Raw genomic sequence first — 22039 nt, forward strand, 5'->3', positions numbered from 1 at the left:
GTGAATAAAAAATGCCCGACAGGATTGCCGGGCATTGTTTAAAAACGTTCTTTAGAAGGACTTAGCTGGAGGTCTTCTCAACCAGCACGGCGCTTTCCGCCGTCTCTTCCACATGCACTGGCGCGGCGCTGTGGATCTCCTGCACCCGCTTACGCACGCCATACCAGCCTACGACCAGCAGGACCGCAATCACCGGAATCGAGGCGATGGTATAGGTTCCGTTGGGATAGTCGAACGCCATCAGCACCAGCACGCTCAGCAGGAACAGCAGCGTCAGCCAGGAGGTGACCGGCGCGCCCGGCAGCTTGAAGCTGACGTCAGCGGTTTTGCCCTCTTTAATGGCCTTACGCAGGCGCATCTGGCACACCACGATAAACGCCCACGAGGCGATGATGCCCAGCGCGGCCACGTTCAGCACGATCTCAAACACGCTGGCCGGAACCAGATAGTTCAGCACCACGCCGAAGACGTAAATTGCCAGCGTTGCCAGGATGCCCGCGTAGGGAACATGCTGCTTGCTCATTTTGGACATGAACTTCGGAGCAGAGCCGCCCATCGACATGGAGCGCAGAATACGGCCCGTGGAGTAGAGGCCCGAGTTCAGGCTGGAGAGCGCGGCGGTCAGCACCACCATGTTCATCACGTCGCCAATGTAAGGCACGCCCAGCTTGCTGAAGAAGGTCACGAACGGGCTCTGCCCAGCCTGATAGGCGTTCCACGGCAGCAGCAGCACCAGCAGGACCACGGAGCCCACATAGAACAGGCCGATACGCCAGATCACGCTGTTAATGGCTTTCGGTACCATGGTCTGCGGATCTTTACATTCGCCCGCCGCCGTACCCACCAGTTCGATAGAGGCGAAGGCGAAGACTACGCCCTGGACCAGCACCAGCGCAGGCAGCAGGCCGTGCGGGAAGAAGCCGCCGTTATCGGTAATCAGGTGGAAACCGGTGGTGCCGCCGTCCAGCGGTTTGCCGGTGCCGAGGAAGATAGTCCCCACGACCAGGAAAACCACGATGGCCAGCACCTTCACCAGCGCAAACCAGAACTCCATTTCGGCGAACCACTTCACGCCGATCATGTTCATGGTGCCGACGATAGCCAGTGCGCCAAGGGCGAAGACCCACTGCGGCACGTCACCAAACGCGCCCCAGTAGTGCATATAGAGCGCAACGGCGGTGATATCCACGATGCCGGTCATCGCCCAGTTGATGAAGTACATCCAGCCGGCAACGAACGCCGCTTTCTCACCCAGGAACTCACGGGCGTAGGAGACGAAGCTGCCGCTGGAGGGGCGGTGCAGTACCAGCTCGCCAAGCGCGCGGAGAATAAAGAAAGAGAAGATGCCACAAACCAGATAGACGATGGCGAGCGAAGGGCCTGCCATCTGCAGGCGTGCGCCCGCGCCGAGAAATAACCCTGTACCAATCGCACCGCCGATAGCAATCATCTGCACCTGACGGTTACCCATCGCTTGCTTGTACCCCTCTTCGTGCGAGTTAAGCCAGCGGCGTTTTGCAGCCTGATGCTCTGCTGCGCTGTTGTTGCTGTTTTTCATTGCGTTACCTGTTGACCTGTCTGAATCATCGAGGATGTTTTCATCCGGCCAGGGCGAAACAAACGTTTGCTCTGGCGAATAAATATGCTGTCTTTCCCGCTATTTTGCGCATAGATAAGACGAAACATGGCGCAGCATCCTACCTGCAATTGATAAGCGACGCAAAAGATACCCAGCGAAAATTGAGCGCTGTCGCGTGAATTTGTGTGGTCGGATGAGGGGCAATGTCGATACGATTCAGCCGCTGGAAAAGGGTTCAGTTAGAGAGGAGGCACGAGAGCCGCGACTTAGCCACTTTTTAGCTAATTAAATGTAAATTAATTGTTTCACAGCTGTTTCCTGACCTCTTACTAATAGGGACATGTTTCCTCATCTGAGCGTACGCATGTCATATCGAATTAGTCTGCTGGATAAAAGCCCCATCGCCGACGGCGAAACGGCCACGGAGGCGCTGGCCCGCACCCTGCACCTGGCGCAGCTGGCCGAGGCGTGGGGCTATCACCGCTTCTGGATCGCTGAACATCACAACACCCCGCAGCTGGCCAGCCCATCACCGGAGCTGGTGATTGCGTGGATCGTCGGCCAGACCCGGCGTATCCGCGTCGGCTCCGGCGGCGTCATGCTGCAACACTACAGTCCCTACAAGGTCGCGGAAAACTTTAACCTTCTCGCTACGCTGGCACCGGGACGTATCGATCTTGGCGTCGGCAAAGCGCCCGGCGGCCTGCCGCTCTCCACCCGCGCGCTCCAGCAGGGGCTGGATCAGGAACGCGCCGGCACCTTTGCCGACAAACTGGCGCAGCTCGACAACTGGCTTTCGCTCTCCGTGAACGATCGCCAGCAGGAGAGCCTGCTGGCAACGCCGGTGCCACCTCACCGCGCCGACGGCTTTCTCCTCGGGGCGAGCGTCGAGAGCGCCCGCCTGGCCGCCACCCTCGACTGGAACTTTGTCTTTGCTGCTCACCTGAACGGCGATAAAGCCCTGCTGCGCGACGTGCTCACGGCCTGGCAGGCTCATAGCCAGCGCAGCACGCTGGTGGCGGTGCAGGCGATTGTGGCCGACAGCGATGCTGAAGCACAGGCGCTGGCCCAGGAGATTGAGCTGTGGGGCGTGGAGCTGGAGAACGGTCAGCGCGTGACGGTCGCTAGCCAGGAGCAGGCCCAGGCGTTTGCCCGTCAGGCGGGCAGCCCGGCGAAGCAGATTGCTCGCCGTGAATCTTCGGCGCTGGTGGGCACGGCGCAGACGGTGCTGGCCGGGCTGAACGCGCTGCACCATGCATGGGGCATTGACGAATTTATTATCGACACGCCGATTACCGGCGGCGCGGCGCGAATTAACTCCCTGCGCCTGCTGGCGGAGGCGTGGTCGCAGGAGAAGCACGTGACGGAGGAGGCAGAATGCAGTTTGCACAACAGCTGATTGAGTGGCGACGCGAGCTTCATCAGTATCCGGAGCTGTCGTTGCAGGAGTTTGAGACAACGCGGCGGATCCGCCAGTGGCTGGAAAACGCCGGGCTACGGCTGTTGCCTTACGATCTGCCCACCGGCGTGGTGGTAGAGATCGGCAGCGGCGAAAAGATTATTGCATTGCGCGGTGATATTGATGCTCTGCCTATCGACGAGGCCAGCGGCGTGCCGTTTAGCTCGAAAAACGCCGGGATCATGCATGCCTGCGGCCATGACGTGCACACCAGCGTGATGCTTGGCACGGCGCTGCTGCTCAAGGAGAACGAGCACCGGCTGGCGGGCAGGGTGCGCATCCTGTTCCAGCCCGCCGAAGAGAACTTTGGCGGCGCGAAACGGTTGATTAAGGCAGGCGTCCTGAATGGCGTCAGCGCGATCTTCGGCATGCATAACGAACCTGGCCTGCCGGTGGGCGTCTTTGCTACACGCGGCGGCCCGTTCTACGCCAACGTCGATCGCTTTGTCATTGGCGTTAAGGGCAAGGGGGCACATGCTGCCCGCCCGCATGAGGGCAACGACGCCATCCTGCTGGCAAGCCAGCTCGTCAACGCTTTGCAGAGCGTTGCCAGCCGCAACGTTAACACCCTTGATTCGGTGGTGCTCAGCGTGACGCGGATCGCCGGAGGCAATACCTGGAACGTGCTGCCGGAGACGGTCGAGCTGGAGGGCACCCTGCGCACCCACGACGTTGCGGTTCAGCAGCAGGTGAAGAGGCGCGTAAACGAAATTGCCGCCGGGCTGGGTCAGGCGTTTGGGGCGGAGATTAGCGTTAGCTGGTACGACGGTCCGACGGCGCTGGTTAACGATGAGCATTGGGCCGCCTTCGCCCGTGACGTCGCTGACTGGCACGGGTATGAGACGCAGCACGCCGGGCTGCATATGGGCGGGGAGGATTTTGCCGTCTACCTGCAACATATTCCCGGTGCGTTTGTCAGCATCGGCAGCGCCAGCGAGTTTGGCCTGCATCACCCGGCGTTTAACCCCAACGAAGCATTGCTTGAAGGCGCGGCGCGCTACTTTGCGCTGCTGGCTGAAAAAGCGTTACTGTAACCCTAAGAGGATAACTTATGGCGACTACACGACAGTTACGGCTGGGCACGATTTTGCAGGGCGCATCGGGAAATATGTCTGCCTGGCGTCATCCGGCCGCCGTGGCCGATGCCAGCATCAACTTTGAATTTGTCAAAGAGACCGCCCGTAAAGCTGAACAGGGGAAGCTGGATTTTCTGTTTGTGGCCGACGGCCTGTACATCAATGAGAAATCGATTCCGCATTTCTTGAACCGCTTCGAGCCGCTGACCGTACTCTCTGCGCTGGCCAGCCTGACCACCCATCTTGGGCTGGTGGGGACGCTCTCTACCTCCTACAGCGAGCCCTTTACCGTCGCGCGCCAGTTTGCCAGTCTCGATCACCTCAGCAATGGCCGGGCAGGGTGGAACGTGGTGACCTCGCCGCTGGAAGGCTCGGCGAAAAACTTCTCCCGTGACAAGCACCCGGAACACGCCCTGCGCTACCGCATTGCCGATGAGTACCTGGACGTAGTGAAAGGGCTGTGGGACTCCTGGGAAGAGGACGCCTTTGTGCGTAACAAAGAGAGCGGGCAGTTTTTCGAACCGCAGAAGCTGCATACGCTCAACCACAGCGGGGCGTTTTTCCAGGTGGCCGGGCCGCTCAATATTGGTCGTACGCCGCAGCATCGCCCCATTATTTTCCAGGCCGGAGCCTCAGACGATGGCAAAAAGCTCGCTGCCCGCCACGCCGACGCCATTTTTACCCACCATGACACTCTGGAGGAGGCCAAAGCCTTCTATCGCGACGTCAAGCAGCAACTGGAGGCTCATCATCGCCAGGCTGAGGATCTCAAGATATTCCAGGGGGTGAGTATTATCGTTGGGGACAATGACGCCGACGTCGAGGCGCAGTACCAGACCACCGCCGCGCTGGTGTCGATAAACGATGCTCTGAACTACCTTGGTCGCTACTTTGAGCACCATGATTTTGGCCAGTATCCTCTCGACGAGCCTTTCCCGGACGTGGGCGATTTAGGCCAGAACAGCTTTCGCAGCACTACCGATGAGATCAAGCGTAATGCCCGGGAGCGGAATCTGACCCTGCGCCAGGTAGCGCTGGAGAGCGCCTCGCCGCGGCCACGCTTTGCCGGCACCCCGGAGCAGGTGGCCGACGGTCTCCAGTACTGGTTTGAGGAGCGGGCCGCCGACGGATTTATCATCCAGGGCGGTACGCCGGAGAGCTTTGCCCACGTTGTGGATCGGGTAGTGCCCATCCTTCAGGCGCGGGGCCTGTTCCGTACCGACTATCCCGGCACTACGCTGCGCGAGACGCTGGGTTTATCCGTTCCTGATAATCAATTTATAAAATAATAATGTAATAAGGGAATACGCTATGCAGAAATCAACGCTACTTCTGGCTATTTCACTCGCCATTACGCCGCTGGCGTGGGCTGACAGCGTTACCATTAACGGCACCGGCGTGAGTCTTGAGGCCAACAAAGCGCCGATTCATACTGCCAAAAATGCTCAGGCGGTGGCGGAGCTGCCTCAGGGCTACCGCTTCGCCCAGCCGGGCAAGTTTACCGTGGCGGTGGCCGCGTTGAACTCTCCTCCGCTGACGGTCTTCTCCGATGACAATAAAACGCTGTTGGGCAGCGAGGTGGATATTGCCCGACTGGTGGCGGACAGCCTTGGCCTTGAGCTCAACGTCGTGCCGACCTCGTGGGAGGATTGGCCCCTGGGCGTCTCGTCCGGCAAGTATGACGCCGCCATCAGCAATATTACCGTCACCAAAGAGCGTAAAGCGAAGTTCGACTTTGCCACCTACCGCAAAGATTCGCTGGGCTTCTACGTAAAGTCGACCAGCCCGATCAAATCCATTGAGAAAGCCGACGATATTGCCGGGCTGCGGATCATTGTGGGATCGGGAACCAACCAGGAGGCGATCCTGCTGGCGTGGGACAAGGCCAACCAGCAGAAAGGGCTGAAGCCGTTCACGCCGGTCTATACCAAGGATGATGCAGCCCAAACGCTGGCGATCCAGTCCGGCCGTGCCGACGCCTTTTTCGGGCCGAACGTGATTGGGGCGTGGAAGGCTGCGCTAACGAACAAGACTAAGCTGGTGGGAAGCGTTGACGGCGGCTGGCCAAAGGCGGCGCACATTGCGGTAACGCTGAAAAAGGGCAGTGGGCTGGTGGCGCCGGTGCAGACCGCGCTTAACGGTGCGATCAAAAGCGGTGACTACGACAAGGTGCTGGCCCGCTGGGGTGAAGGGGTGGAGCGCATCTCCACCTCGGAGATCAACCCGGAAGGCCTGGGTGACTAAGGAGAGAGCCATGCGCGAACGTTTTCGTGATGTCCCGATGGATGCCCCCGAGCTGCAACCGATTATCGAGGGACTGTTTGGCGAATACGCCGCCCGCTACGGGGACTACTTCTCCAAAGACGCGGAGGTAGAGCTGAACGAGTGGTATCTCCCACCCCAGGGACTGTTTTTAGTTCTTGAGCGGGACGGGGAGATTATTGCCACCGGGGCCTACAAGCCGCTCGATGAGCAGACGGCAGAGATCAAGCGTATCTGGACCCAGCGCACCCTGCGTCAGCAGGGGCTGGCCGGGCGCATGATGCAGGCCCTGGAGCAGCGGGCCTCTCTTGCTGGCTATCGGCGGATCTTCCTCACCACCGGCTTTCGTCAGCCGGAGGCGGTCAAGCTCTACCTGAGCCTGGGGTATGAAGCCCACTTCGATCTGCACCGCGATCCGGAGGAGTACAGCCTGCCGCCCTATGACGGACGGCTGCGTTTTAGCAAAACGCTGGACGTTGCTCTGCGCCATTCAGCCTGAGGAAAAAAGATGACCACACCTGAAACCATTAAAGTGATCCCCGCCCGCTATCCGCTGCGCACCGCAGGCGCGTTTGTCGCGCTGTTTGTGCTAGCGATAGTGGTCCAGTCCGTTGCCTTTAATCCGCGTTGGGAGTGGCACGTGTTTGCCCGCTGGTTCTTCGATCCGGCGATCCTTTATGGCGTAGGCCAGACGCTGCTGCTGACCCTGCTGGGAACGGTGCTCAGCGTGATTATCGGTGGCCTGCTGGCGCTGGCGCGTCTGTCGTCTTCCTGGCTGCTGAGCAGCCTCGCCTGGGGGTACATCTGGCTTTTTCGCTCCCTGCCGCTGATTGTGGTGCTGATTATTCTCTACAACTTCTCCTATCTCTACGACACGCTGACCATCGGTATTCCTTTCACCGCCATTAGCTGGGGGCAGTTTGAGACCATCAACGTGCTTGGGCAGTTTTCAACGGCGGTGGTAGGGCTGACGCTGGTTCAGAGTGCCTACACCGCTGAGATTATTCGCGGCGGTTTTTTAGGGGTCGATCATGGTCAGTACGAGGCTGCCGCCGCCCTCGGCCTACCGGCGTGGCGGCGCACCCTGCGCATTATTCTGCCCCAGGCGCTGCGCACCATTCTGCCGTCGGGTTTTAATGAGATCATCAGCCTCGCCAAGGGAACGGCGATGGTTTACGTGCTGGCGATGCCGGAGCTGTTCTACACCATTCAGATGATCTACAACCGCACTCAGGAGGTGATACCCCTCCTGATGGTTGGGGCGGTATGGTATCTGGCGATCACCAGCGTGCTGTCGATCATTCAGCACCTTGTAGAACGCGCCCTGGCCCGCAGCGAGCGCCGTTCGGCCATTAATGCCGCGCCGCGTGTTTCCCGCGTATCTTCCCCTGCAACCCCTGTTAACGCTCAGGAGCCTGTCCATGCCCCTCTCTCATAATGGTCACATCTCAATTACCGGCGTCAGCAAATACTTTGGTCGCCACAAGGCGCTGGACGGCGTCTCGCTGGAGCTGCCCCCTGGATCGGTGACGGTGATCCTCGGCCCCTCCGGCTCGGGTAAATCGACGCTGCTGCGGGCTATTAATCATCTGGAGCGGGTAGATGAAGGCTTTATCCAGATCGACGGAGATTACATAGGCTATCGCCGGGAAGGTGACCGGCTCTACGAACTTAAAGAGAAAGAGATCCTGCGCCAGCGCATCAACGTCGGCTACGTCTTCCAGAACTTCAATCTCTTTCCGCATCTGACGGTGCTGGAAAATCTGATTGAAGCGCCTATCGCTCACAAGCAGCTCAGCCGCAAAGCCGCCGTTGAGCGAGCGTATGAACTGCTGGACGTCGTCGGCCTGCGCAATAAGGCCGACGCCTGGTCGCGCCACCTCTCCGGCGGTCAGCAGCAGCGTATCGCCATCGCCCGCGCGCTGGCGCTGCGTCCACGGGTTATGCTGTTTGATGAACCCACCTCGGCCCTCGATCCTGAGCTGGTGGGCGAGGTGCTCGACGTCATCAAAACCCTCGCCCGTTCCGGTACTACCCTGGTGGTGGTCACCCATGAGATTGGCTTTGCCCGTGAAGTGGCGGACAAGGTGGTCTTTATGGTGGACGGGAAGATTGTCGAGCAGGGCAGCAGCGAGGCGGTGTTAAACCGTCCGCAGCATCCTCGGACTCAGCAGTTCTTATCAAAGGTGCTTTAAGGAGCCAGTATGCAACGGGGGCAACTGGCGTTGTTGCTGATTGCCCTGTGGATTAAAATATCTACATGATGAATAATGGTAAAAATGCTTTTTAGAAGGTTAAGCGTGTGTGAAAGTGATAACGTTCCGATCCCCAACTAACCGAGAATTTCAGGCATTTGTTGACTACTTTATTCCGGATTATGCTGCCGAGATCGTCAGCAACTATCGACTCCCTGAAGAAGATGCCCTTGTGCAGGCGCGTCGCGAGCTGGAAGCCAGCTTCCCCGACGCGGAGAAAACCTCTGATCAAATACTCCTCTGCATTATTCTGAGTGCGCCTGACCAAGAACATCACATCGGCTACCTCTGGTACAAGCCGGATCCGCAGTTACACTCCGCCTTCATTAACGACTTCTATCTTTTCCCGGCGTTCCGCGGGCAAGGTTTTGGTAGCGAGGCCATGAAGCAGCTTGAGCTGCGCCTGGTGGAAGAGGGCTGTAAGCAGATTAAACTACGCGTGGCTGCCGGAAATCCGCAGGCCAGACGGGTTTATGAGAATAACGGTTTTAACGTAACCGGCATCAATATGAATAAAGTGCTGGGTTAACAGCCCAGCCATACGCTTAATAAACGAGGAGTTTGCTATGCCGCATATCGATATTAAATGTTTCCCCCGCGACCTGACCGACGAGCAGAAAACCGCCCTGGCGGACGATATTACCGCTGCGATTGTCCGTCATCTCAACAGCAAAGAGGAGTCGGTGAGCGTTGCCCTGAGTCAGGTTCAACCTGAAAACTGGAAGGAGCAGGTGTGGGACACCGAGATCGCCCCACAGATGGAAGCGCTGATCAAAAAGCCGGGCTATAGCATGTAGTTTGTGCTTCCTGCCCTTCGGGGCAGGTAATGCTGTACAAGCCGAACTCCATTAAGCGGCGATTGATTAAGGGATAATGTGAGGATAGGGAGGTTGATAAAGTGAATAAATATTACTTGCCGTATGTTATTGGTGCGATCCTATCGGCACTTACTATCAACACCTCCGCGGAATCCACCAGTTCAAGCATAATTAAAAATAGCGATGTTGACGCCTGTATAGATAAGAGCGGTGATATAGACAACGAGTGTTTGAATGTGGTTAATAAGCGGAGCGAAAAGGAATTAAATGACGCTTATGAAGATAAACTAAAAGAGATATCAACTTTCGACTACACCCGGTGGTGGATGGGAGAAAAAGATCGACGTGAAGAAATGAAGCAATCCTTTGTACATAGTCAAGAACTATGGCTTAAGTATCGTAGTGAGTATTGTAAGACCGCTAGTACGGGATCTGAGGGAATTGATGGCTATGGGGCGGTAGTATTAAGTTGCCAGATTAACTTGGCGAAAAGACGGTTAGAAGAAATCAAAATGATTCACCCTGATCTTTCGGACGGATGGAAGATAATCTATTCAAAACGTTAAGAGTGGTTTGCTCTTATCTATTTAATTGCTCGAGATTTTTTTTGGGTTTAATGCAACTGCCACTATTATCTTGTTCTTCATGACGTTATTGCGGTTGGATTAAAATAAAAAAGTGTCCAACCGCCATCAATTGATTAAAAATTATACTTGACTGTTCCTTCCCTGGTTCGCCAAATCATCATCAATATATTCTTATCAATGCAGTTACGTGGTGGCTCAACATTAGGAAAGCAGAGACGATCTTCTTTGCCTTCCTCTTGATATCCTTCCCCAAAGGCGTATATCGTTATGAGAAATGGACCTTGAGTGCCAGCAGGAATATGATACTTCCGTCTTATTTTCTCTTGGTTATCTTGCCACCAATCAATTTTTTTCGCGTCAGTAAAGGGTAGGGAATCTACGATAATTCGCGCAGTGCTACCGTCATAATAACTGTTGATTACTGTAACCTTTTGATCTCTAATAAAAAAATAATAGGTGCAGCCTAGCAGTATCGCTAGAGTTGCAATAGCTAACGAACGCATCAGCGATTCCCCTGTATATTAATGACAGCCTCTAAATTTGTAAAAAATGGACGAAAACCAAATTTATTAAATCGTTGCAAGACAAACCATATTTGGAAAAATTTAAATTGGTAGAATTTCTTTTTTCGTATGTCGTCAATGTCAAGACCAAAATGATCTTGGCCTGAAAATTTGACGCTTGCTTTCCAGTCTCGTTCATTTACCTCAAGGCTAATAACATCTATTTTTGTTGCATAAACATCATGAATGGTTATACCCATTCCATTTATTTTGTCTATAAATGGAGAATCAAACTTAGGGAGTATAGAGCCACCTATTGCAGATGTAACATCTTTTAATCGCTCTTGGGGAAAGCATTTATTTTCATAATCAATAAATGATCCAAATGTTTTCTGGAATACGATACTTGCACTCTTTGTATTATAGTCGGATTGAATTTTTTGACTGTAAGCAGCATTGAGTTGAGAATCACTAAAAGGTGTACCTGTTGAACGCTGAAAATGTTTCAACATCTGGTTAATCAAATAACGATAGGGGCCTACCAAGGAGTAAGGCAAGGATGTTTTCTGCATTTCCTCAAATAATAATCGGGCACAGTCTTGAACACTTATTGTTCCGCCTCGATGAATGCCACCATAAACTCCTGCGAATCTCGACTGCGGGTTATCAAATGTTGTCAGACGAGTTAGTGTATAGGGATCAACTATATTTGATATATTGTTTAATCCAAATTCTCGTTTGAGTCTACCTTCGGAGATATCTCCATAACGCATATCATCTGCACCATAATCGTTAAATGGCCGCTGGGTCATAAATATTGTCTGTGGAAATACAGCATTAGTCATATAATGTCATCCTTTACTTAGCGTCATATCAATCCATCATACAATGACCATAAATATGTGCAATAGATCATCATTTAACGCTAACCTGTCATCAGTGCTGTGGTGATTGTACAGATGAGGCGCAGCCACTGGTCTGCGTTCCATTATATAAGTTAAAATACCAATAATGTAAAAAATATTATCAAGATGATTCGTAAATAGAGGGTCTGAGTTTAGAAATCATAGGACATCCTTCAGATGGAAGATTTGAGCAAAAAAACGGGCTACAGCATGTGGTTCGCGCTCCCTGCCATTACCGGCAGGGAGCACGTCTTTACTTGTCGTTCACGCTCATCTGCTTACCGCTGGTGACAAAGGTTCCGCCGCCCAGGTGGTGCAGGGTATTAAGCTTGTCATCATCAAACTGCCAGCGTCCGTTAATAAACGCGCGTTCGTCGGCCGCAGCGGCGACCACCTCGCCAAATAGGGTATCGTACTTCTCCTGCGCGGCGGTGGCGGGGAGGAGACGGCACTCCATCCACGCCAGGCAGCGCTCCTCAACCACCGGCAGGCCTAACACCGGGCCTGAGATGACCGGAATACCGTAGCAGTTGAATTTATCCTCATCGCGTCCGGTAACGCTCCCCACTGCGTAGGTCCAGTTTTTGGCCGCAACGCCGGGAACCACGATGCCGAACATGCCGCTGCGCTCAATCAGCTCCCGCGACCAGGCGCTCTTATCGATCACGATGGCAATGCGCGGCGGGGAGAACTCCACCGGCATCGACCATGCCGCCGCCATGATGTTGCGACGATCGATCTGGTCGTCCCGGCTGGTGATCAGCACGGTTGGGCCATGATTTAGCAGGCGACTGGCGTGCTCCAGCGCAACGGGGCGAAAATAGCTCATTGTGACTCCTTATTGTGACCTTGCTGCATTAAAGGCTGCATGACGGATTAAATCAAGCCGCAACAAATACGTCATCGCATCGTCACAAAGCCTGCCTATAGTCGCCAGCAACTAAGTCCCAAAGAGGATAACAATATGTTTGCTCCCCTGTCTTTTGTACAGGTGAGTGCGGCCCGTCTGCATTCAGGGACGGGGCGTTGTCGGCTTCCTGTAGCAGGGGGGCGATAATGCACGCACTTACCCGTATTCGTCTCGAAGGTGTTTCGTACGCCTTTGCCAACCATACCGTTCTTCATCAGATCGATCTGCATATTGAACCCGGCAGCATCGTAGCCCTGCTCGGGCCATCCGGCTGCGGCAAAAGCACGCTTTTACGCCTGCTGGCCGGGCTGACGCACCCTGCGGAAGGGGAGATCTGGTTCGGCGAACGGCAGGTCGCAAAGGCGGGCTGGGCGCTGCCCCCAGAGGCGCGCGATATCGGCATGGTCTTCCAGGACTATGCGCTGTGGCCACATATGTCCGTGGCGCAGAACGTCGCCTTTCCCCTCAAAATGCGTAACCTGCCGCGTGCCGAGCGTGATGTCCGCGTCGCCGAGGCCCTGGCGAGAGTAGGGCTGTCTGAGTTTGCCGAACGTAAACCGTCTGGGCTCTCTGGCGGGCAGCAGCAGAGGGTGGCCTTGGCACGCGCTATCGTCGCTCAGCCTCGGGTCCTGCTCTTTGATGAGCCACTCTCCAATCTCGACAGTGAACTACGAGAGTCGCTGTGCCTCGAGATGTCGCGGATCCTGCGCCAATCCGGCACCACGGCGATCTATGTTACCCACGATCGCCGGGAAGCGGAATTGATTGCCGACCGTATTGTGCATCTCTCAGCGGGTCGCGTGGCGGCAACTGATTTCGTTACGAATACATTAGTTACAACATACAATGGAGCTTTATCATGAAAGCAGTGACGTCTGTAATAAAAGGAGTTGCATTAACCATGGCACTGTCTGCAATAAGCGTCTCCAGCGCGCAGGCGCTGACTGTCTATACCGCTGGCCCAGGATCGCTGGCGAAAGGCCTCGCGGCGGGCTATGAGAAGAAAACCGGCGTCAAGGTCGATATCTTTCAAGCCACCACGGGGAAGGTAATGGCGCGCCTGGAGGCCGAGCAGGCCAATCCGCAGGCGGATATTCTTATCTCTGCGTCATGGGATACGGCGGAAGACCTGCACAACCGTGGCTGGCTGCTGCCGTATCAAAGCCAGAATGCGGAAAAGGTGCCTGCTAATCTTAAAACCAGCGACTATGTTGCCCAGGGTATCTCGGCGCTGGGTATCGTCTGGAACAGCAAGAGCGGTACGCCTGAGCCAAAAGAGTGGCAGGATCTCACCTCCGCAGACTTTAAAGATAAAGTCACCACGCCTGACCCGGCGCTCTCCGGTGCATCCCTCGATCTGCTGATCGGCCTGCAAAACGGCATGGGTGATGAGGCATGGAAGCTGTTTGAGCAGCTGAAGCAGAACGGCATGGTGGTGAGTGGACCTAACGCCCAGGCGGTAACGCCGGTTATGCAGGGTGCAAAGGCCGCCGTGTTTGGTGCGGTGGACTATGTCTCTTACGGCAATATCGCTCAGGGTGAATCGCTGAAGGTGATCTTCCCGGCGAGCGGAACGGTGATTGCCCCGCGCCCGATGATGATCTTGAAAACCACGCAGCATGCCGACGATGCTAAAGCCTTCATTGACTACGTGCTCTCGCCAGAAGGGCAGGCGCTGGTCGCCGATGCCTGGCTGATGCCAGCCCGCACTGACGTTACCGCTAAGCGTCCGCTGCTTAACGAGCTGAAAATTCTGCCGACCACCAACGACGGCAACAGCGAGCGCAGCGATGTACTGAAACGCTTTAACACGCTTTTCGCGCAGTAATCACCCGGCGGGGGCAACCCCGCTTTCAGGATAGCCGTTGTGAAACAGAAATTAATTACCCTCACTACCGTGGCGCTGCTGGCGATCCTGGTCGCGCTGCCGTTGCTGTTTATTATCCTGCAGGCCATTTTTCCGCAGTTCAGCGCAGACTCGCTGAGCGGAGCGTTTACGGGCATTGCGCCGCAGTTTCAGGATCCGCAGCTGCCCGCCATGCTGGGTGGAACACTGTGGATTGCCGCAGGCGTCGCGCTGTTGAGCGCGCTGATTGGTCTGCCGCTCGGCGTTATGCGCGGTTTGTTCAATCTTCCCGTGCCCAGACTGTGGGATCTTATCTTTCTCATCCCGTTTCTGACGCCGCCCTATATTGCCGCGCTCTCCTGGATGCTGGTTTTACAGACCAACGGTTATCTGGACCAGCTAACCGGTATCGATCTTAACGATCTGCTTTTCAGCCGCAGCGGTATTGTGCTGGTCATGACCCTGAATATCTTTCCAGTGGTCTATTTTGCTGTATCCCGCAGCCTGCTCGCCAGCGGACAACGGCTGGCGCTGGTTGCGCGGGTCCATGGTGCAACGGCGTGGCGAGCGTTTTGGCATATCACGCTGCCGATGGTTGCGCCCGCGCTGGCAGCGGGGATGCTTTTAGCCTTTACCCTGGCCATTGAGGAGTATGGCGTCCCGGCGGCGCTGGGATCGCGTTCTGGGGTAGTGATGATGACGGTAGGTATCGAGAAGAAACTCGCCGACTGGCCCATCGATCTGCCCGGCGCGTCACTGCTTTCCATGGTGCTGATCGTCATTGCCTTAACCGGATGGTGGTTACAGCGCCGCCTGGTGGGGGATAAAGAGGTCACTAGCGTGACCGGTAAGCCAACGGAGAACATGGGGGCCACGCTGGGTATCGCCGCCGTTCCGGTGGTAATGGTGATGGCCTTAACCGGTTTTGTGGCGGTCGGGCTGCCGGGGTTGTCTATGGCGGTGACCGGTGTGATGTCGACGCTGTCGGACGGGCTGGCCTGGAATAACGTGACGCCTCAGCACTATTTAGCGCTCTTCTCCCAGCAGGGGGATGCGCTTTCGGCGTTGGGCACCAGCCTGTCGCTGGCGCTGGGAGCATCGCTGATCACCGGTCTACTGGGGCTACTGATTTCGTGGCTGGTTGTGGTCAGGCAGATAAAAGGCCGCAGCGTGCTGGATGCGCTGTCGCTCTTGCCTGCAGCGCTGCCGGGCATCGTCGTTGGCGTAGGACTGATACTGCTGTGGAACCGCACCTTCTGGCCGGTCTCGCCCTACAATACCTGGGCGATCCTGCTGCTCTCATACTGCTGCCTGCTGATGCCCTGGCCGGTGCGCTATATCACCAGCGCGCTACGCCAGCTGGGCGGCAATCTGGAGCCGGCAGCGCGGGTTCATGGCGCAAGCGCGCTACAGGCGCTGCGCTTTATCGTCATGCCGCTGGTCTTTCCCGCCATGCTGGCCGCGATGCTAATGGTGTTTGCCATCGCCTCACGTGAGCTGGTCACGTCGCTGTTGCTCTCACCAGCGGGAACTCAAACCGTGGCGGTGTTTATCTGGCGACAGTTTGAGCAGGGATCGGTTGGGCAGGGGATGGCCATGGCGACATTAACGCTGCTCGCCGGGCTGCTTCTTATGCTTACCGCACTGGCAATCATGCAGCGTAAAGGGCGAGGCTGATTTAAAATCGCGCAGGATTGTTTAATTTATCGCCAATCGCAAGAGTGACTATTGCGGAGGAAAGCATTGCCGTCTACGTTTATCGCGGTAATGATTTTCTCTCAATACCTTGAGAGACCAGTAACTTAAAATTAAAGGCATATTGATGCACAGCGCAACAACTGAAGACACGCTCAACACTTGGTTCGATCAGGGTAGTCAGGCTTTTGAAGCCGAACGTACTCTCATTAGAGGACTCGCTCAGAATCTCAAAAGTAACCGGATTGAGGTGAATAATAAGAATCTCATCCTGGCCCTGATTAGGCTGCTTGAAACAGAGGATGATGTGATCAAGCTCGATGTTTATCGCAACGCGCTTGAGCTTATCGTCCAGAAAACACCAGACGATTTATAATGGTATTTAAAACGCCCCGTATCGCTTTGTCAGGATACGGGGCGTTGGCTTATAAAGGTTTTACCAGACGGGCCCTGAGGTAGCGAATGCAGCTTTCCAGAATGCGGAGCTGCTGTTTCTCTTTTACCATCACACTACGGGCGCGTAGCACCATCATAAGATTGTCCGCATTTACCGGCAGACGTGAATTCATTAGCCAGGTCGCCGCCTCACCAATGATCTCTTGAATATTTTCAAGCAAAACATGTTCATCTTCGTTCAATTGCACTCTCAATGCAGAAAGGGGTTTGTCTTCCAGGCCTGGTAGCCAAGATCAAATTCACAGAGAGCATTTGGGGGAACATGCTTAAAGCAAGTCTGATTAGAAGGGTAAAAACAGCAAAAAACCTGTTAACCGTACCGATCAAACAGGTATTACTGACTGAGGCTAGTGTTTATAAACAGTAGTAGGGTGACTAAGAACAGCGTCGCGTCTGTGAAGCTTTAAGGATCGGGAAGGGCTGGAACCGCTGTCGGGAAGCATTCTGAACTGATGTACACCGTTGATGGCCGTACGGAAAGCTTCACGTCTGCCATGGTCATTTTCATCATGCAGACTCTCCTGCAACTGACCGAGGAGCGCTTCGAAAGAGACGTTGTCATCAGCCTCAAGAAGCGACATGACGGCTTCACCCATCACTTTATCTACCAGCCTTTCCTTATCATTTTTGCTCATTGAGCCTCTCAGTATTTATTTGGCGCTGGACTTCATATCATTCTAGCAGTATGCACGCTTATACCCGAGATTGACAGGTATATTACGCGGTTAGCCTATCAGAACGGATTATTGCGCAGGATTATGCGCATTAACTCGCTGAGATGCGCTTGCATGACAGGATGGGTTTCAGCCTCAATGCGTGCAACCAGTTTCAAACAGATCGTCCTTCTGCTGATAATTTGACCAGCACGCAACAGAGCGATGACGATATCTCCCAGCGTCTCTTCCCGTGAAGGAATATTCTGCATCGCTACACACACGCCCGTATTGACATCGTTACCCTGTGTAGCTTTTACATCTTTCTCGCACATGTTGCGTTTCCGAACCAGGTTGAATCATATTTTCGCTGATTGAATTTTGTCCAACCCATTCAGCTAGTTTATTTTGTTGCCTAATAATATCGATAAGAAACGGTAAAAGAAAAGAAAAGTAATAAATTTTTACCTTACTTATATAAGGGGTTAAGCGTAACCCCTTTATTAAAATAGGATATATCCTCTTTGGGGCTGTGATTAAATCTTCCTTAAGTAGAACTACATCTCACTCTTTGCAGCATAGGCTATGATTTTATTTACACACGGTCAGGAGAGGTCACTACCCGAACACCGTTTTACACCCTTTCGTCACGTCTGCGTTTGTTTATTGAGGTATCTGCATGGAGTCCAGATCTTTTCTTAAAAGCTGGGGGGCCGAGTTCGTGGCCGCTGACACAGTGCGTTTTCGTGTGTGGGCGAGCGGTCAGGAGAGCGTTACGCTCAGGCTCTCAGGCAAGGAGTTTAAGATGAACCCGGCCGGTGAAGGCTGGTTTGAATTTTCCACTACCGATATCTCCCCTGGTGCGGAATATCACTATGTTCTCGCCGATGGAACCACGTTGCCGGACCCGGCGTCCCGAGGGCAAAAAGCCGATGTTAATGGCCCTTCGCTGGTGATCGATCCAGAGAGCTACCGCTGGCAAAACACGCAGTGGCAAGGGCGTCCGTGGGAAGAGACCGTCTTTTACGAGCTGCATGTCGGCACCTTTACCCCTGAAGGGACGTTTAGGGCCGCCATCGAGAAGCTGCCTTATTTGGCTGATATCGGGATTAGCGCCATTGAGATCCTGCCCGTATCGCAGTTTGGCGGCAACCGGGGCTGGGGCTATGACGGCGTGCTGCTCTACGCGCCGCACTCGGCTTACGGTACGCCGGACGATTTCAAAGCCTTTGTCGATGCCGCTCACGGCTACGGCATCTCGGTTGTGCTCGACATTGTGCTGAATCACTTCGGCCCTGAGGGTAACTATCTGCCGCTGCTGTCGCCAGAGTTCTTCCACAAGGAGCGCATGACGCCGTGGGGGCCGGGCATTGCCTATGACGTGGATGCAGCACGTCGCTATATTGCCGAAGCGCCGCTCTACTGGCTGAAAGAGTTTAACCTCGACGGATTGCGCTTCGATGCCATCGATCAGATCGATGACAGCGCTGAGAAGCATGTCCTGATAGAGATTGCCGAGCGCATTCGGGCTGAGATTACCGATCGACCTGCACACCTGACGACGGAAGATTGCCGGAACGTCATTTTCCTGCATCCACGTGATGAAGCCGGTTCGACGCCGCTGTTCAGCGGCGAATGGAACGATGATTTCCATAATGCAGTACACGTGTTTGCTACCGGCGAAACCCACGCCTACTATCAGGATTTCGCCGATCGGCCGGAAAAACAGGTCGCGCGTGCGCTGGCGGAGGGGTTTGCCTATCAGGGAGAGGTTTCTCCTCATTCAGGAGAGGCTCGCGGCGTAGACAGCACCGGGCAGCCGCCGGTGGCGTTCGTTGACTTTCTCCAGAACCACGATCAGACAGGCAACCGGGCGCACGGCGAGAGGCTGATCTCTCTCGCTGGCATCGAGCGTACCAAGGTGCTGCTTGCCGCGCTGCTGTTGTCTCCCCATATCCCGCTGCTGTTTATGGGCGAGGAGTATGGAGAGAACAAACCGTTCCTGTTCTTTACCGATTTCCATGGCGATCTCGCCAAAGCCGTACGTGAGGGGCGAGCGAAAGAGTTCGCCGGTCATGATGGCTACGACGGTGACAGCGTGCCCGATCCCAACGCCGAGAGCACCTTTATGCAATCGAAGCTGGACTGGAACAAACTTGAAAGCCACGAAGGGCGCGCCTGGCTGGAGCTGACCCGCGCGCTGCTGCGCCTGCGCCAGCAGCGGATCGTGCCGCTGTTGGCGACCGCCGGGGGCAATTCTGGCCGGGTAGTTCAAACAGATGAAGGATACCTTGCCGTAAGCTGGACGTTCCCACAGGGAACGCTCTCGCTGGCGTTAAATATTGGCGAGCGTCATCAGACGCTGCCGGAATTACCTGGCGAAACCATTTTTGCCTGGCCGAAGGCGGCAGATGAACTGCCGCAGAACTCAATTGTTGTTCGCCTTGCATCAGGAGAAGCAAAGTGAAGATCCCAACCGCGACTTACCGTATCCAATTTCGTAACGGCATGACCTTTGACCGCGCCGCTGCCCTTGTGCCTTATTTGCAGCAGCTGGGCATCAGCCACCTTTATGCCTCCCCGATCTTTACCGCCACCGCCGACTCGACGCATGGCTATGACGTCACGGATGCTAACGAGATCGAGCCAGCCATTGGCGGCCGAGAGGGCTTTGACCGTATGGTAGCCGCCCTGAAAGAGGCAGGCCTCGGCCTGATTCTGGATATCGTTCCGAACCACATGGCGGCCTCGCTGGAGAACGCCTGGTGGCGCGACGTCATTGAACACGGTGAACAGAGCCGCTACGCCCGCTATTTTGATATCGACTGGTCGCGTCGTCTGACCCTGCCGTTCCTCGGAGATACCTTTGAGGCCGAGCTGGAGAAGGGTGATATTCGCCTGCAGGCCGATCCTAAAACAGGCAAACCTGCCTTCGCCTACTTTGAGAGCTTCTATCCGCTTTGCCCGGAGAGCTATCAGGGGCGGGAAGAGGAGGTATTGCAGCTTACGGATAAAGCAGAGCTTATTGCGCTGCACGAACAACAGCCTTATCGACTGATGACGTGGCGAGATGCGCCGCGCGATCTCTCGTATCGTCGCTTTTTCGAAATTACCGGCCTTGTCGGGGTTCGCGTTGAAGATGACGCCGTCTTTGACGATAGCCACCGCCTGATCCTTGATTTAGTGCGCAGCGGGGCGGTAGACGGCCTGCGGGTCGATCACGTAGACGGCCTTGCCGATCCAAAAGGTTACCTGAGACGCCTGCGCCAGGAGGCCGGAGCCGACTGCTACCTGACCGTTGAGAAGATCCTCGGCAAGGGCGAGCATCTGCCGGACGACTGGCCGGTATCCGGCACCACCGGGTACGAATTTATTGCCGCGCTCTCTGACGCTCTGGTGGATGACGATCGGCTCGCCGCGCTGCGCAAAGCCTACGACAAGACCATGGAAAGGCAAGTGGATATGCGGGCCGAACTGCGTGCAGCCAAGCTGCTGATGGTTGACCGCAACTTCGAGGGTGAATTTACCACCCTGCTGAAGCTGGCGCTTGGCCTTGCCGAATCAGAGGGGTTCGCTACCGAGCAAGCGACAATGCATGCCGCGTTACGCGAGCTGCTTGTGGCCTTCCCGGTCTATCGTACCTACGGTACACAAGAGGGCCTGCCAGCTGCCGACGCGGAGCTGCTGCATAAGGTGGTGACCAAGGTTAAAGCCAGCGAAAATGCACCGGATCCCGAGGCGCTCGACTTTATTACCCAAATTCTTGCGGGCTCGCTTTCGAATGCGGTATCGGATAAGGCCTCGCTGTTCCGCACCCGCTTCCAACAGCTCACCGGCCCGCTGATGGCAAAATCCGTAGAAGACACGCTCTTCTTCCGCCAGAACATGGGCCTGGCGCTGAATGAGGTGGGTGCCGAACCGTTGCCGCGCATGTTCTCTCTGGATCGTTTCCACGCTGAGATGAAAACCCGGCTAGAGAAGCAGCCTGATGCGCTGTCCAGCACCTCGACCCACGATACTAAACGCGGGGAAGATACGCGTGCTCGCCTCTATACGCTGACGGAAGCGCCGTCGCGCTGGGCGGTATGCGTCGGCCGCTGGCGGGAGATCAATCAGCATAAAGTGGTTGAACTTGAAGATGGCCCGGCACCGAAACCCGCCGGGAAGTGGATGCTGTACCAGGCGCTGGCGGGCGTATGGCCCGTGACGCTGCAGCCCGACGATGCGGAAGGGCTGAAGGCGCTGGAAGATCGCTTCCTTGACTTCGTTGAAAAAGCGCTGCGGGAAGCCAAGCTGCGTACCGACTGGGTGGAGAATAACGATCCGTTTGAGAAAGCGATGCTCGACTATGCTCGACACCTGCTTTCGCCGGACAACCAGGCCTTCTTACAGGACTTTGTGAGCTCGCTCCAGCCGTTTATTCGTGCTGGCCTGGTGAACAGTTTGACCCAAACCGCTATCAAGCTGACCGCGCCAGGCGTGCCGGATATCTATCAGGGCAGTGAGGCGCTTAACTTTAGCCTTGTCGATCCCGATAACCGCCGCGAGCCGGATTTTGCCACGCTGACCCAGCAGCTGCCTGAGGATGACCAACCCGTTATCGTCACCGAAGAGAGCTGGCAGAGCGGTTTCCTGAAGCAGCAGGTGATCGCTAAAACCCTGCGCCTGCGTCAGCAAAAACCGGCGCTGTTCCGTTATGGCGACTATCTGCCGCTGGCGGTAACGGGAGAGATGGCCGACCACGTTATTGCCTACGCCCGGGTCAGTACCCGGATCCGCGGCGGCGACGCGCTTATTGTTATCGCCCCGCGTTTGGCGTTGCGACTGCCGGACGATGCGGAAACCGCATGGTTTACCGATACCACCATTGCGCTTCCTGAGTCACTGGCAGGCCGCCGCTACCGCAACATCCTCAGCGGAGAGACGCTCTCCCTGGACGAACGGATTGATTTAACCAATATCATCGGAGATGTACCGCAAATTTTGATTGCTGAATGATTATTCAACTGAATTTTTGCAGCGCTTAATCGCGCCT

Annotated in this window: 23 protein-coding genes; 16 read left to right on the forward strand and 7 right to left on the reverse strand. The window is 55.5% G+C overall.

Annotated features, from left to right (window positions below; translation table 11 throughout):
• Positions 1-61 precede the first annotated feature (61 nt).
• Positions 62-1558: an L-asparagine permease gene (gene ansP, locus EV102420_RS08600; RefSeq protein ID WP_042390972.1), complete on the reverse strand. Its 1497-nt coding sequence runs from the start codon at positions 1556-1558 to the stop codon at positions 62-64.
• A gap of 385 nt (positions 1559-1943) precedes the next feature.
• On the opposite strand from ansP, the gene EV102420_RS08605 reads away from it, so the two are divergent.
• From EV102420_RS08605 to EV102420_RS08650, 10 genes are all read left to right on the forward strand, one after another.
• Positions 1944-2978 (forward strand): LLM class flavin-dependent oxidoreductase, encoded by a 1035-nt coding sequence (locus tag EV102420_RS08605; protein ID WP_042391156.1) that lies wholly within the window; start codon positions 1944-1946, stop codon positions 2976-2978.
• Positions 2957-4072 (forward strand): amidohydrolase, encoded by a 1116-nt coding sequence (locus EV102420_RS08610; protein WP_042390974.1) that lies wholly within the window; start codon positions 2957-2959, stop codon positions 4070-4072. The genes EV102420_RS08605 and EV102420_RS08610 overlap by 22 nt, the downstream gene beginning before the upstream one ends.
• Before the next feature lie 17 nt (positions 4073-4089).
• Positions 4090-5403: an LLM class flavin-dependent oxidoreductase gene (locus EV102420_RS23010; protein ID WP_042390976.1), complete on the forward strand. Its 1314-nt coding sequence runs from the start codon at positions 4090-4092 to the stop codon at positions 5401-5403.
• Positions 5404-5425: 22 nt separating this feature from the next.
• Positions 5426-6358: an ABC transporter substrate-binding protein gene (locus EV102420_RS23015; protein ID WP_042390978.1), complete on the forward strand. Its 933-nt coding sequence runs from the start codon at positions 5426-5428 to the stop codon at positions 6356-6358.
• Positions 6359-6368: 10 nt separating this feature from the next.
• A complete protein-coding gene (locus EV102420_RS08625; RefSeq protein ID WP_042390981.1) occupies positions 6369-6875 on the forward strand; it encodes a GNAT family N-acetyltransferase in 507 nt (168 codons plus the stop codon).
• 9 nt (positions 6876-6884) lie between these two features.
• Positions 6885-7814 (forward strand): amino acid ABC transporter permease, encoded by a 930-nt coding sequence (locus EV102420_RS08630; protein ID WP_042390983.1) that lies wholly within the window; start codon positions 6885-6887, stop codon positions 7812-7814.
• The gene (locus EV102420_RS08635; protein ID WP_042390986.1) at positions 7798-8571 is read left to right on the forward strand and encodes an amino acid ABC transporter ATP-binding protein; all 774 of its coding nucleotides are present in this window, start codon (positions 7798-7800) and stop codon (positions 8569-8571) included. Before EV102420_RS08630 ends, EV102420_RS08635 begins: the two co-directional genes overlap by 17 nt.
• Positions 8572-8680: 109 nt before the next feature.
• Positions 8681-9160: a GNAT family N-acetyltransferase gene (locus EV102420_RS08640; protein ID WP_255211665.1), complete on the forward strand. Its 480-nt coding sequence runs from the start codon at positions 8681-8683 to the stop codon at positions 9158-9160.
• A 37-nt stretch (positions 9161-9197) separates the two neighbouring features.
• Positions 9198-9428, forward strand: a complete 231-nt coding sequence (gene pptA, locus EV102420_RS08645) for a tautomerase PptA (RefSeq protein WP_042390988.1) — start codon at positions 9198-9200, stop codon at positions 9426-9428.
• A 101-nt stretch (positions 9429-9529) separates the two neighbouring features.
• Positions 9530-10015, forward strand: coding sequence for a lysozyme inhibitor LprI family protein (locus EV102420_RS08650; RefSeq protein ID WP_052512338.1), 486 nt, complete (start codon positions 9530-9532; stop codon positions 10013-10015).
• 134 nt (positions 10016-10149) lie between these two features.
• On the opposite strand, the gene EV102420_RS08655 is transcribed toward EV102420_RS08650, so the two are convergent.
• From EV102420_RS08655 to EV102420_RS08665, 3 genes are all read right to left on the reverse strand, one after another.
• A complete protein-coding gene (locus tag EV102420_RS08655; protein WP_042390990.1) occupies positions 10150-10539 on the reverse strand; it encodes a DUF943 family protein in 390 nt (129 codons plus the stop codon).
• Positions 10539-11384, reverse strand: a complete 846-nt coding sequence (locus EV102420_RS08660) for a DUF3289 family protein (RefSeq protein ID WP_042390992.1) — start codon at positions 11382-11384, stop codon at positions 10539-10541. The genes EV102420_RS08655 and EV102420_RS08660 overlap by 1 nt, the downstream gene beginning before the upstream one ends.
• 313 nt (positions 11385-11697) lie before the next feature.
• Positions 11698-12273, reverse strand: coding sequence for a flavin reductase family protein (locus EV102420_RS08665; protein ID WP_042390994.1), 576 nt, complete (start codon positions 12271-12273; stop codon positions 11698-11700).
• Between the two features lie 227 nt (positions 12274-12500).
• Between EV102420_RS08665 and EV102420_RS08670 the strand changes: the two genes are divergently transcribed.
• From EV102420_RS08670 to EV102420_RS08685, 4 genes are all read left to right on the forward strand, one after another.
• A complete protein-coding gene (locus tag EV102420_RS08670; RefSeq protein ID WP_042390995.1) occupies positions 12501-13217 on the forward strand; it encodes an ABC transporter ATP-binding protein in 717 nt (238 codons plus the stop codon).
• The gene (locus EV102420_RS08675) at positions 13214-14182 is read left to right on the forward strand and encodes an ABC transporter substrate-binding protein (RefSeq protein WP_042390997.1); all 969 of its coding nucleotides are present in this window, start codon (positions 13214-13216) and stop codon (positions 14180-14182) included. The genes EV102420_RS08670 and EV102420_RS08675 overlap by 4 nt, the downstream gene beginning before the upstream one ends.
• A gap of 39 nt (positions 14183-14221) precedes the next feature.
• Positions 14222-15877 (forward strand): ABC transporter permease, encoded by a 1656-nt coding sequence (locus EV102420_RS08680; RefSeq protein WP_042390999.1) that lies wholly within the window; start codon positions 14222-14224, stop codon positions 15875-15877.
• A gap of 145 nt (positions 15878-16022) precedes the next feature.
• Complete coding sequence (locus EV102420_RS08685; protein ID WP_042391002.1) at positions 16023-16271, forward strand: biofilm development regulator YmgB/AriR family protein; 249 nt, start codon at positions 16023-16025, stop codon at positions 16269-16271.
• Positions 16272-16320: 49 nt separating this feature from the next.
• Here EV102420_RS08685 and EV102420_RS08690 read toward each other — a convergent pair whose 3' ends face one another.
• The 3 genes from EV102420_RS08690 to EV102420_RS08700 form a co-directional block, all read right to left on the reverse strand.
• Positions 16321-16533 carry a hypothetical protein gene (locus EV102420_RS08690; RefSeq protein ID WP_042391004.1) on the reverse strand — a complete coding sequence of 71 codons (213 nt, stop codon included), beginning with the start codon at positions 16531-16533 and terminating at the stop codon, positions 16321-16323.
• A 165-nt stretch (positions 16534-16698) separates the two neighbouring features.
• Entirely contained in the window at positions 16699-16986 is a 288-nt protein-coding gene (locus tag EV102420_RS22315) for a hypothetical protein (RefSeq protein WP_131406005.1), read from the reverse strand.
• Between the two features lie 98 nt (positions 16987-17084).
• Positions 17085-17339: a biofilm development regulator YmgB/AriR family protein gene (locus EV102420_RS08700; protein WP_052512339.1), complete on the reverse strand. Its 255-nt coding sequence runs from the start codon at positions 17337-17339 to the stop codon at positions 17085-17087.
• Between the two features lie 344 nt (positions 17340-17683).
• Here EV102420_RS08700 and treZ point away from each other — a divergent pair, with 344 nt between their 5' ends.
• Together treZ and treY are read left to right on the forward strand one after the other, a co-directional pair.
• Positions 17684-19471, forward strand: coding sequence for a malto-oligosyltrehalose trehalohydrolase (gene treZ / locus EV102420_RS08705; RefSeq protein WP_042391007.1), 1788 nt, complete (start codon positions 17684-17686; stop codon positions 19469-19471).
• Positions 19468-22002 carry a malto-oligosyltrehalose synthase gene (gene treY / locus EV102420_RS08710; protein WP_042391010.1) on the forward strand — a complete coding sequence of 845 codons (2535 nt, stop codon included), beginning with the start codon at positions 19468-19470 and terminating at the stop codon, positions 22000-22002. The genes treZ and treY overlap by 4 nt, the downstream gene beginning before the upstream one ends.
• Positions 22003-22039 lie beyond the last annotated feature (37 nt).

It is taken from the genome of Pseudescherichia vulneris NBRC 102420 (genome assembly GCF_000759795.1).
Taxonomy (GTDB): Bacteria; Pseudomonadota; Gammaproteobacteria; order Enterobacterales; family Enterobacteriaceae; genus Pseudescherichia; species Pseudescherichia vulneris.